General features: G+C 67.2%; 9 protein-coding genes and 1 pseudogene. 6 read left to right on the top strand and 4 right to left on the bottom strand.

Features of this window, described 5'->3' with window-relative positions:
* Window positions 1-618 (bottom strand): Na+/H+ antiporter NhaA (locus ON27_RS36690; protein WP_043738238.1); only part of this gene is annotated, 618 nt, incomplete at its 3' end.
* A 652-nt stretch (window positions 619-1,270) separates the two neighbouring features.
* Window positions 1,271-1,549: pseudogene (locus ON27_RS45705) on the bottom strand (hypothetical protein); the annotation flags it as partial.
* A 664-nt stretch (window positions 1,550-2,213) separates the two neighbouring features.
* On the opposite strand from ON27_RS45705, the gene ON27_RS36685 reads away from it, so the two are divergent.
* The 3 genes from ON27_RS36685 (at window position 2,214) to ON27_RS36675 (ending at window position 5,198) form a co-directional block, all read left to right on the top strand.
* Window positions 2,214-2,756, top strand: coding sequence for a TerD family protein (locus tag ON27_RS36685; protein WP_043738204.1), 543 nt, complete (start codon window positions 2,214-2,216; stop codon window positions 2,754-2,756).
* A 425-nt stretch (window positions 2,757-3,181) separates the two neighbouring features.
* A complete protein-coding gene (locus tag ON27_RS36680; RefSeq protein WP_043738236.1) occupies window positions 3,182-4,534 on the top strand; it encodes a TrkH family potassium uptake protein in 1,353 nt (450 codons plus the stop codon).
* Window positions 4,524-5,198, top strand: coding sequence for a potassium channel family protein (locus ON27_RS36675; protein WP_245560536.1), 675 nt, complete (start codon window positions 4,524-4,526; stop codon window positions 5,196-5,198). The genes ON27_RS36680 and ON27_RS36675 overlap by 11 nt, the downstream gene beginning before the upstream one ends.
* Before the next feature lie 110 nt (window positions 5,199-5,308).
* On the opposite strand, the gene ON27_RS36670 is transcribed toward ON27_RS36675, so the two are convergent.
* Both ON27_RS36670 and ON27_RS36665 read right to left on the bottom strand, forming a co-directional pair.
* Window positions 5,309-6,100 carry an efflux permease Rv1217c-related protein gene (locus tag ON27_RS36670; RefSeq protein WP_043738200.1) on the bottom strand — a complete coding sequence of 264 codons (792 nt, stop codon included), beginning with the start codon at window positions 6,098-6,100 and terminating at the stop codon, window positions 5,309-5,311.
* Complete coding sequence (locus ON27_RS36665; protein ID WP_043738198.1) at window positions 6,090-6,989, bottom strand: ABC transporter ATP-binding protein; 900 nt, start codon at window positions 6,987-6,989, stop codon at window positions 6,090-6,092. Before ON27_RS36665 ends, ON27_RS36670 begins: the two co-directional genes overlap by 11 nt.
* 119 nt (window positions 6,990-7,108) lie before the next feature.
* On the opposite strand from ON27_RS36665, the gene ON27_RS36660 reads away from it, so the two are divergent.
* From ON27_RS36660 to ON27_RS40565, 3 genes are all read left to right on the top strand, one after another.
* Window positions 7,109-7,576 (top strand): GbsR/MarR family transcriptional regulator, encoded by a 468-nt coding sequence (locus tag ON27_RS36660; protein WP_051047437.1) that lies wholly within the window; start codon window positions 7,109-7,111, stop codon window positions 7,574-7,576.
* Between the two features lie 508 nt (window positions 7,577-8,084).
* Window positions 8,085-9,311, top strand: coding sequence for a CoA transferase (locus ON27_RS36655; protein ID WP_043738195.1), 1,227 nt, complete (start codon window positions 8,085-8,087; stop codon window positions 9,309-9,311).
* Window positions 9,308-10,786: an amidohydrolase family protein gene (locus ON27_RS40565; RefSeq protein WP_051047433.1), complete on the top strand. Its 1,479-nt coding sequence runs from the start codon at window positions 9,308-9,310 to the stop codon at window positions 10,784-10,786. The genes ON27_RS36655 and ON27_RS40565 overlap by 4 nt, the downstream gene beginning before the upstream one ends.
* The last annotated feature ends 412 nt before the right edge of the window (window positions 10,787-11,198 follow it).

The following is an 11,198-nucleotide window of genomic DNA, read 5'->3' as shown; positions in this document are numbered from 1 at the left end:
CAGTGGGATGGCCGCGAGCCCGAGGTAGGGCAGGTGCAGTTCATCGGTGTAGAAGATCGCGATCACGGTCACCGCGAGCAGATCATCGACCACCGCGAGGGTGAGCAGGAAGGTCCGTAACGCCGTCGGTAGATGCGAGCTGACGACCGCGAGGACCGCGAGGGCGAATGCGATATCGGTAGCGGTGGGAATCGCCCACCCGTTCACCGCGCCGTCGTTGCCGACGTTGAACGCGATGTAGATCAGGGCGGGGCCGACCATTCCGCCGACGGCTGCCACGACTGGAAGTGCGGCGCGGCGCGGATCCCGCAGATCACCGGCCACGAACTCGCGTTTCAGCTCCAGTCCGACCACAAAGAAGAACACCGCCAGCAACCCGTCGGCCGCCCACGCCTCCAACGGAAGATGCAAATGCAAGCTCTCGGGACCGAGTCGAAAGTCGCGCAGCCTCTCGTACGCGTCCGCCCATGGCGTATTGGCCCAGACCAAGCCGATGGCCGCAGCCGCGATCAGCAGGACGCCCCCAGCGGTCTCGGTCCGCAAGATCGCCGCGACTCGCCGCGTCTCAGGCCAGGAACCGCGCGAAAACAACCGTAGTCGGGACTCGGGGGTAGTCACTTCGAATTCCGCCTCTCCTGAATCGCCGCGGCGGCACGTCCGCGCCACTCGGCGACCGGCCGTAGTCCCATACCGCGGCGGGGTCCTACAGCAGCGCACGCAGGACCACAGGTAATGCACGCGTGGGCAGCGTTCACCGGTGGACCGGAATCAGACACACCACACAACGTCCTCGGACCCGGGGTCCCGCGTCGTATGGCTCTCGCTCGCTGCAGCATCATGGTGCGCCCATCACTGGTCGGCCCGAACCCGCACTCGGGCCGGGTTTGCCGACCAGACTTCCCGGCGCTCCGCCTGTAAAGATGCCGTATAGACACCCGGACACGCAAACCGACCCAGTCGCATCGATCACGCGGCAACCACCGAACCGCGCCACCAGCCGGCCGCCGGCTCGACGTTCAGTGACGTGTCAGCGCGATCGTGTTCGGCTCGGACCGGTTCGGCTCAGTGTTGGTACTCGACGTGGTCGAGGATCGTGGTTCGGGCGGTGGCCCAGGCCGGTGAGGTGGCGTCGGTGAACTCGGTGTGGCCGGTGCCGGGCAGCACACGCAGGGTCGGCGGCATTGCCGGTGCGAGTCGCCGCGCTGACGTAGCGGCGGCTCTGTTCGAGGGCTACCACGCGGTCGGTGTCGCCGTGCACGGCGGTGACGCGCAGACCGGTCGGTAGGTGAGCGATGGGTGAGGCGAAGTCATAGCGGTCGGGCACCTCACTGGGTGAGCCGCCGAGCAGTTTCCGCACGAATCCATCACGCCCGTTGGTCACGGCGAACTCCAGGTCCAACACGGCGGACATGAGGGTAACGCTGCGGATACGAATCTCTCGACCCGCGCCGGCGGTCTTCACCGACGCCGCCGCGCGCCGGCCGGAGATCCAGGCGGCCAGGTGTCCGCCGGCGGAGGGTTGGTTCGGTGGTGAACAAGAGCTGGCCATGACATGACAATTCTCTTTTCACGGGCAAGGAAAACCTGCGATGCCCACGATCTTGCTGGGGTACCGCCGGCACCGACCGATCCTCACCCGCCAACGCGGCTGGTCACCGGCGCGACGACACCGCAACGCAGCCCGCGCCGACGGGATGCCGTTTGCCTCGGAAGCGGGTTTACGGCATCTTTACCAGTGGTGCGCCGGGAAGTCTGGTCGGCAACCCGACCCTGACCGCGGGTCGGGCCATTAGACGAGCAGGAGCGCACCGTGCTGACACCGAACTGCCGTACCACCGGTGCCGTCGGTGACCGTGAGAACAGGAAGCCCTCCGCTCGTCACCTCACACACAGCATCGCCGAGCCCTCGCACCCTCGCTCCGGTGACGGTCGCAGCTTCGGGGCCGCGATTGCGGTCGAACCTCGACCCCACCGACACCGGTGCCCGCTGCGTCGTGCATCACAGACCGGATGCCGATCTGGTTCGGGAAGCGGCCCGCCACCGCCCGGCGAATCGCAGTCGCCCACCTGCACATGCCGCTCCCGCTGCCCTCCACGCCTCAGCGGCGCGATCCCAACGGCTCCAACGTTTTTCGTTTCCTACCGTCTGCCGCGCACAGACCTCTGCTGACCGTACTCGACGCCCGTCCCGCCAGATCCGAAGGAACAAATCCATGACATCGAGTGATCACAACACGACGCGGCTCGAGCACCTTCGCGTGGCGCTGGGATGGGATCCGGTACGGCGCAGCTGGTCGGGCGCCGCCGCGAAAGACATCGATCTGAATGTGGCGGCATTGTTGTTCGCCGAGGACCACATCACCGATGTCGTCTACCACGAGCAGCTCAGCTCGCGAGACGGCTCGGTCCGACACTTCGGAGACAGCACCACCGGGGAAGGTAAAGGCGACAACGAGGTGATCACCGTCGACCTGACCCGCATACCGCCGCAGATCACCACCGTCGTTTTCCTCGTCACCTCCTACACCGGCCAAACCTTCGACCAGATCGAGAACGCGTTCTGCCGCGTCGTCGACACCGTCTCCGGCGCCGAAATCGCCCACCACGACCTCAGCGCGGACACATCCCACACCGGCCTGGTGATGGGCAAAGTGTCTCGGGACGGTGGAATGTGGCGTTTCGACCCGATCGGCGAGGCCATCCGCGCACAACATCCTGTCGAGGCGATCGCGCACACGACCCGATTCCTGACCTGATCCGACAGCCCCACGAGCCGGCCAAACCCGCGCGCGCCGTCATGGTCGGTATCGGCGCCGCCACCGTTGTCCTGATCCAGTTCTGGGCGACCGCGCCGCTTCTCACGATGACCACTCATTGTTTCGTGACCCGATATCAGCACCACCTGTGGGAGACGCGCTGGAGCCGCTTCGATCGCGGCCCCGAATGATCGACCCGGCTCGTGTCGCGAGGACGAACCCGAGTCCGCCCGGCCGCGTGCACCCGCACCGGACTCCGGATCGGCGATACGGTCGACCTTCCGGGCACGTCGCCCGAGAAGGTCGGATATCGCCGACAAACCGCCCAGAACCCTAGGACATCAGTGAACAGCCCACGCGAGACCGCGCACCGTTCGGACGGATGGCACCCCTTGTGGTGGAGGGTCGCCGCCGGAGTCAGGCGTCTGTCGCCGAGTTCGAGGCACCCTGCCCGGTTGGTGGTGTTCGGTTTCGGTGCCGTCGCGGTGATCGGCACCGCGCTGCTGATGCTGCCGGTCGCTACGGAGTCGCGGACCTCGACGGGAGTGGTCACGGCCTTGTTCACGGCCGTGTCGGCGGTGTGTGTCACGGGTCTGGTGGTGGTGGATACCGAAAGCCATTGGTCGACGTTCGGTGAGTTGCTCATTCTCGGGCTGATCCAGATCGGTGGGCTAGGGATCATGACCCTCGCGTCACTGCTCGGATTGCTGGTGGCACGGCGGATGGGGCTGCGCATGCAGCTGATCGCCCAGTCGGAAACCAAAACATTGCGGCTGGGAGAGAGCAGACAGGTGGTCGTCGGCGTGATCCGGATGAGTCTGCTGGTCGAGGCTCTCGTCGCGGTGGTGCTCACCATCCGGTTCATGACCGGTTACGACGAGACCGGCTGGCGCGGTGTTTATCTCGGCGTGTTCCACGCGATCTCGGCCTACAACAACGCCGGGTTCGCACTCTATGAAGACAGTCTGATCGGATTCGCGACCGACCCATGGATCATCGTCCCGATCACCGTCGCGTTCATCATCGGCGGACTGGGTTTTCCGGTGGTCTTCGAGGTGCGCAGATCCCTACGGCGGCGTATGCCCGCCGGTTCGCCGCCGCACCGTTGGTCGGTCCACACGAAGATCACGCTGATCACCTACTTCCTGCTCGCAGCCGTGGGGATTCCGGCGATCATCGCGTTCGAATGGACCAACCCGGCCACACTGGGCCCATTCAACACCGCACACAAACTACTCGTCGGCGGCTTCCACGGGCTGTCGCCGCGCACAGCCGGTTTCAACTCACTCGACGTCGGCGCGATGAACTCCTCCACGCTGCTGATCAACGACATCCTCATGTTCATCGGCGGCGGCAGCGCGGGCACCGCGGGCGGAATCAAGGTCACCACCTTCGCGCTGCTCGCGTTCGTCATCATGGCCGAGGTGCGGGGAGAACCGACCGTGCACGTGCTGGGGCGGCGGTTGGCGGCGCCGGTGCAGCGGCAGGCGGTGACGGTGGCGCTGCTGAGTGTCGGCGCCGTGGTCTTCGGGACGGTCACGCTGCTGTCGATCACCGGCATGGATCTGGACGTCGTGCTCTTCGAAGTCGTGTCGGCGTTCGCCACGGTGGGGCTGTCCACCGGTATCACCGCCGGTATCCCTGATCCGGGGCTTATCGTCTTGACCGTGCTCATGTTCATCGGACGCCTCGGACCGATCACTCTGGCCACCGCGCTGGCCCTGCGCGAACGCGGCCGCCGCTACGAACTACCAGAGGAGCGACCCATTGTCGGGTAGAACATCACGCAAGCAGAGCACGCGAGTAGTGGTGATCGGGCTCGGCCGCTTCGGTGGCGCATTGGCCCGGGAACTGGTTACGCACGGGTCGGAGGTGCTGGCCATCGACTCCGATCCGCACCTGGTGCAGCAGTACTCCGACGAGCTGACCCATGTCGCCGTCGCGGACACCACGGATATGGATGCACTCGAGCAACTGGGTGTGCCCGAGTTCCCCCACGCGGTGGTCGGAATCGGCAGCAATATGGAAGCGAGCATCCTCACCACTTCGCTGCTGTCGGATTTCGCCATCCCGAGGATCTGGGCCAAGGCCACCAGCCGCCGTCACGGTCAAATCCTCCAACGAGTCGGCGCGCACCATGTCGTGCTTCCCGAACACGACATGGGCGAGCGGGTCGCGCATCTGGTTACCGGCCGGATGATCGACTACATCGAGTTCGACACCGACTACGCCATGGCCAAAACCAGCGCCCCGCAAGCGGCAATCGGGAGAACGCTCACCGCCAGCGGGTTACGCCGGCATTTCGATATCACCGTTGTCGCGATCAAACACCGCGACGGCGAATTCACCTACGCCACCCCCGAGACCGTCGTCGACGAGGCCGACCAGTTGATCGTGTCCGGCCGTATCGAAGACGTCGAGCGGTTCGCCGACATGACCTGACAGCAACCTGGCACGCGACCGTGCCGCCCCGGTCCGGTCCGCCTGTTCCGGCGGCGCGGGGTCGTCATCGCGCGGTGAGGCGCCGCGTGGGGTGGCGCCTCACCGCGTGGTCAGTTGGTGAGGTCCCGCTGGTTGAAGCGAACAAGTCCGGACCCGATCAGGACCACCGAGATCACGATCAGGACTGCGGCGTCGGTCCATTGCATCCCGTTGCGCAGCGGTTCGCCGCCGATGTAGTAGTGAAACGGCGACAGATACTTCAGCCAGTCGGCGCCGATGACACCGGCGAGACTGTTGGCGGCGTAGGCGAGCACTCCGATTCCCGCGGTCCCGGCCAGAACCGGACCGCGCCTTCCGGTGACAGCGCCGACGCCGATGGCCAGAGCACCGAAGACGATCGCCAGCAGGGTCAGGTGCAGACTCTGAGCCGCGAACTCGCCGACACTGATCGAATCGAGATCGGCGGACGAGCGGATCGCCACCATGCCCAGCAGTACTACTGCCCCGATCGCGCCGGCGCCGGTGGCGAGGGCAGCGAATCGTTGCAGCGCCAGTCCGGTGCGGCTGACCGGATACGCCAGCAGCAGATCCAGATATCCGGATTCCTCATCGCCCGCGATAGCACGGGCACCGAAAGTCACTCCGAAGAACATCGCCAGCAACGGCAGCAGCAGACCGAAGACGCTGGAGCCGAGATAGCCCGCGGCGGAGGTCATATCGTTCAACCGCAAGGCCTCACGCATCGCCTCCGGGTAGTTGCTCACCGCGTCGGCCATGCCGCCTGCGGACACTTGCGGATAGAACCCGGCGTACATCACGCCCACGGCCGCCGTGCCGACCGACCAGGCGATCAGCGAGCGACGGTTGTCGACGAGGGTTTGGGCGTAGATGTCAGGCAGCATCGGATTCTCCGGTGTAGTAGCCGTGGAACAGGTCCTCGAGAGCGGGTTCGGTGACCAGCAGCCCCGTCACGCGATGGGTGACGATGGCCCGCAGCAGTTCGTCCGGGCTGCCGGTGATCTGGCAGCGCAGGACGGCTCCGTCGACCTGGACGTCGCGCACAGCGGGCAGGGCGGCGAACTCCGCGACAGTCACCGGCTCGGCGAAGGTGACCTCCACATCGCGCACGGCGTTCGCGCGCAGCCCGGACACGGTGTTCAGCGCGACCAACCGACCCTCGCGAATGATGCCGACCCGGTCGGCGACCGCCTCCACCTCGCTCATGATGTGGCTGGACATGAACACCGTCTGCCCGTTGCCGGCGGCTTCGGCGACCATCTCCAGGAAGATCTGCTGCCCGATCGGATCCAGACCGGAGGTGGGCTCGTCCAGGATCAGCAGCTGCGGAGTGTGCATGAAGGCCTGGACCAGGCCGAGCTTTTGCCGGTTCCCCTTGGAGAGACTGCTCACTCGCGCGTCCTGATCCAGTTCCAGGCGTTCACACAGCGCGTCGATTCGCTGCGGCGGGACCTCGCCACGCAGCGCGGCCAGGAACCGCAACGTCGCACCGACCTGCCGCCGTCCCGGCACAACGAAATCGCCTGCCAGATAACCGATCTTCGTATGCAGTCGCACCGCATCGCGACGCGGGTCGAGACCGAGTACCCGAGCGCTGCCCGCGGTCGGCCGGATCAGATCCAACATCAGCCGGATGGTCGTCGACTTGCCTGCTCCATTCGGGCCGAGATAGCCGAAGACCTCACCGCGGCGGACTTCCAGGGACAGCTCCACCAACCCACGCCGCGAGCCGTAGGTCTTGCCGAGCCCTTGCAGCTCGATCACATTCAACATGCCTCAGAAGGTAACGAACTTTCAGAGATCTGTAAATATTCAGAACTGTTCGAGCTTGCTAAGCTCCAGTTGTGGGAACCAACGAGCGATTGCGGACCGCCGCCGAGAAGCTGGCCTTGATGCTGTCCGATGGCGGAGGGATGCAACGCACCACCGCGCGGGTGATGACCGCGCTGCTCTACACCGAACAGGACACGATGACCGCCGCGGATCTGTGCGCCGAGCTGTCGATCAGCTCCGGCGCCGTCTCCACCGCGATCAAACAACTCATTCCGGTCGGTCTGATCGAACGGGTACCTGCCCCCGGCAGCCGCCGTGACCACTACCGCTTCCGCGCCGGAGCCTGGGCAGCGTTGATGTCGCAACAGAACACGATGCTGGCCACCATGCGCGACGCCGCCCAAGAAGGCATCGATGCCGCCGCGCCGGACACCGCCACCGCGACGCGCCTGCACGAAATGCAGGACTTCTACACCTATATGACCAACGAACTGGTTCCCCTCGTCGAGCGTTGGCGCGAGCAATACAGCGCCGACCACGACTCCGTGACCACACGTGCAGGCCGGAGCCGCCGGGACCAGCAGTGATTCTGCCGAGTTCTCACGTCCGCCGTCGCCTGAACCAACGCGGCGGACGTCAGCGGCACCTCAGATAAAGCTTCGATCGTGCGCCACAGTACGACCTACACGATCCATGCCTCCGGCCACGCGGCGCATCGCCCACCCAGCACCGCGGAGTCGGAGGTGACGCTTCCGCGACCTGCTCATGCAGTTGGCGGAGCAGAGGCTCGAAGACGGCGATATCGGCGACCATGCCGACCTCGATCAGCCCGCGCCGACGCAGGCCGAAGAAGTCGGCGAGTTTGCCGGTCGGCACGTGCTATAACTCGGAGCGCCACGCGCCGTCCTGGAAGCGGTGTCGTTTACGGTAAACACAACAGCTGCATCGGCCACGGGGTCGCGGCCGACAACTGTTTCGGCGTCGACTTCTTGTGGTACCGCCGACCAGGCACGAATTCCGTGCCAGGATTCCGATGGTGGAGCTGACGCGCAGGTCGGCAGCGTGCTTGTCGCGGTCCGGGGAAAGGGAAGGGCGATGACAGCACAGGCTCTTCTCGCATGGGCACGGTCGGGCGCGATGGCGCTGACCGGCCGCCCCGACGGCCCCCCACTGGCATCTCCGGGCCGGCCCGCGCTCGTCGTCGAGGAGGCGATCGCCCGGGTCGTCGCGGCGGCGGCGCAGCGCACCGGCGAATCGCCGGGCCTTCCGGATGCGCGCCTGCTGGCAGAGCGGGCCGCCGTCGCCGGATTCACCCGCAACGCGCCTTGGTCGTGCGGTGGCGCCTACCGCGCCGTCCGCGCTCAGGACGGTTTCGTGGGACTCTCGTTGGCTCGGCCGGACGACATCGCTCTGGTCCCCGCCCTGGTCGAAGCGACCGCTTCCGGTGATCCGTGGGCCATGGTCGAGAACTGGGCCCGCGCGGTCACCGTCCGGGAAGCCGACGAGCGCATCGCCCTGCTCGGACTGCCGGGAGGCGGACTGCCGCACGCGGGTCCGGATCACCAGCGCGAACCGGTCGTTCACACGATCGGCGGCCGCCGCACACGGGTCGGCGTTCACCCCCGCATCATCGATTTCAGCGCCCTGTGGGCGGGCCCGCTGTGCGGGCACCTGCTCACCCGGACCGGCGCCGAGGTGATCAAAGTCGAGAGCATCGCCCGCCCCGACGGAGCCCGGCGCGGGCCCGCCGAGTTCTACGACGCGCTGCACAGCGGTCAGCGCAGTGTCGCGCTGGATTTCGGCAGCGCGCCGGACCGAGCGCTGCTCACCCGGCTGGTGACGAGCGCTGACCTCGTCGTGGAGGCCTCCCGCCCTCGTGCGCTGCGCCGCCTCGGCCTCGACGCCGAGACACTGGTCGACGCCGGGGTGTCGTGGCTGTCGATCACCGCCCGGGGCCGGCAGTCGGACCGGGTGGGTTTCGGCGACGACATCGCCGCGGGCGCGGGCCTGAGCGCCATCGACGACGACATCCCGGTGCCCTGCGGGGATGCCATCGCCGACCCGCTCACCGGGGTGATGGCCGCCGCCGAAGCCGCCGAGGCACTCCTGAACTCCCGTGCCAGGCTGATCGACATCTCCATGCACGACGTGGCCGCCGCGGCCGCGGCCGGACCGCCTGCGCCGCACTCCGTTCACCACCGAGGCGAGCAGTGGTGGCTGGACTGCGACGCGGGCGTCTTCCCCATCCTCGAGCCCACCCGCAGGACCGCCACCGGAACCGCACCGGCACTCGGCGCACATCGGCTGGAGTCGCTACTGTGAGCTGGCTGATCCGCAACGTCGAAATACCCTATGCCGCAACGACTGTCGACGTCCGTCTCCTCGGCGGCTCGATCGCCGAAGTGGGCACCGCCCTGCGACCGCGCGGAGAGACCGAAATGGACGGCCGCGGCGCGGCGCTCGTGCCGGGACTACACGACCATCACCTGCACCTGCACCTGCACGGCGCGGCCGCCGCCCGGGCATCGGTCGACTGCGCCACGGGTCTGGACGCGCTGGCCCGCTCCGGCGCCGCCCGCATCCGAGCGGTCGGGTTCGGCGACTCGGTCGATCGTCATGTGCTGGACCGGATCGTGCCCGACCGCCCGGTAAGGGTGCAGCACCGCTCCGGCGCGCTGTGGATGCTCAACACACCCGCCCTCGCCGAGTTGGAGCCGCTCCCGCACCTGCCCGGTGTCGAACGCGATCACACCGGGGCGCCGACCGGGCGGCTCTGGAGACTCGACGAACTCCTGCGCGGCACCTGGCCCGCGCTCGGCGACCTGCCCGCACTCGGCCGCGAGCTGACGGCCTACGGCATCACCGGAGTCACCGACGCGACACCCGGACTGACCGAGACACCCGCACACCTGCCCCAGCGGGTCACTCTCCTGGGCGAACGCAAACTCCTCCTGCACGACCACGATCTCCCGTCCTACGACGAACTGCTCTCCCGCGTCCGCGCCCTGCGGCGGCGCGACCTGCCCGTCGCCGTGCACTGCGTGACACGGACATCGCTGCTGCTCACGCTGGCGGTCCTCGCCGAGACCGGCACGCTCCCGGGCGACCGGATCGAACACGGTGCCGTCATCCCCGACCCAGCCCTGCTGCACGGGCTGATCGTCGTCACCCAACCGGCGTTTCCGGTGGTGAACCGCGAGAGATACACGGCGGAAGTCGAATCCGACGACAGATCGGCCGACGGCACCGTCCGCGGCGCACCCCGGTCCGCGAGCCAACGCCGGAACTCACTGCCGTTCAGCAACATCGAATACACCGCGGCCTCGGCCGCCAGCCCGGACACGGTGTCGAGAACGGCCGTCTGGCGCAGCAGGCGCCCGAGCGCCACACTCGCACGCGGGCTGCGCCCGACCGCTTCGCGAAGGCGGCGCACAGCCGCGTCGATATCGGCGCATCGGACCGCGTGCCGGTTTGCACTGTCCGACTCGACCAGAGTCAATGTGGCCGCCTCCGCCAACGTCGCCAGGCGCGCGGTCACCGGCCCCCGGACCACCCCTACGGTCAGGCGCATCGATTCCGCCAGCCCCGCCGCCAGCCGCTCGACTCGCCACGCAGGCGCACTCTCCCAAGCATCGAAGGGGATCACCAGCAGCGGGTTGTCCGGAGCGCCGTCGGGGCGGATGCTCAGATCCAACTCCTCCGGGTCGCCGATGCTCGCGTCGATGTCCATCGAATCATCCTGGCACGAACCGGCGCGAATCCGGGAGCCGGCAACCGACGCTGCTCGACAGAGATAGCACTCCGATTTTGGCTCAGCTCAGCCGCGAGGGCATTTCGGTCGGCATGGTCTACCCGCCACCCCGCCACCCCGCCACACGGTAACAATCCGGCGGCTTTAGAAAACGGACAGATACCGGTGTTCGAACGCGCCCGGCAAAGGGAATTCAAGCCTCGAGGCCTCGCACCGTGAGACCTGAGGAGGACCACATGGACAAGCTGGTGTGCACCGATTGCTGGCGCCGTGACAACCTCAGCTTCGCACAACGACTGGACCCCGCGTTCATCTCGCCCGGTCCGGTCCATCGATGCCCGGCGCACCTGACCCTTCAGCAGGAGCTACCCGGCGGACCCGGAGACGCACCGGCGGCCGCGTAAGCGTCGCGACGCGAGGACCGCACGGTCTTCGAGGTGGTCCGCTCGGTGAAAACC

It is taken from the genome of Nocardia asiatica NBRC 100129, from assembly GCF_000308415.1.
GTDB lineage: Bacteria > Actinomycetota > Actinomycetes > Mycobacteriales > Mycobacteriaceae > Nocardia > Nocardia asiatica.
This window is presented reverse-complemented; position numbering and strand designations above follow the sequence as displayed.

Bases quoted from the DNA above. Each gene is read 5' to 3' on its own strand.
- ON27_RS36685 (WP_043738204.1), top strand. From the start codon at position 2,214: ATGACATCGAGTGATCACAACACGACGCGGCTCGAGCACCTTCGCGTG.
- ON27_RS36665 (WP_043738198.1), bottom strand. From the start codon at position 6,989: ATGTTGAATGTGATCGAGCTGCAAGGGCTCGGCAAGACCTACGGCTCG.
- ON27_RS36655 (WP_043738195.1), top strand. From the start codon at position 8,085: ATGACAGCACAGGCTCTTCTCGCATGGGCACGGTCGGGCGCGATGGCG.
- ON27_RS36660 (WP_051047437.1), top strand. From the start codon at position 7,109: ATGCTGTCCGATGGCGGAGGGATGCAACGCACCACCGCGCGGGTGATG.
- ON27_RS36670 (WP_043738200.1), bottom strand. From the start codon at position 6,100: ATGCTGCCTGACATCTACGCCCAAACCCTCGTCGACAACCGTCGCTCG.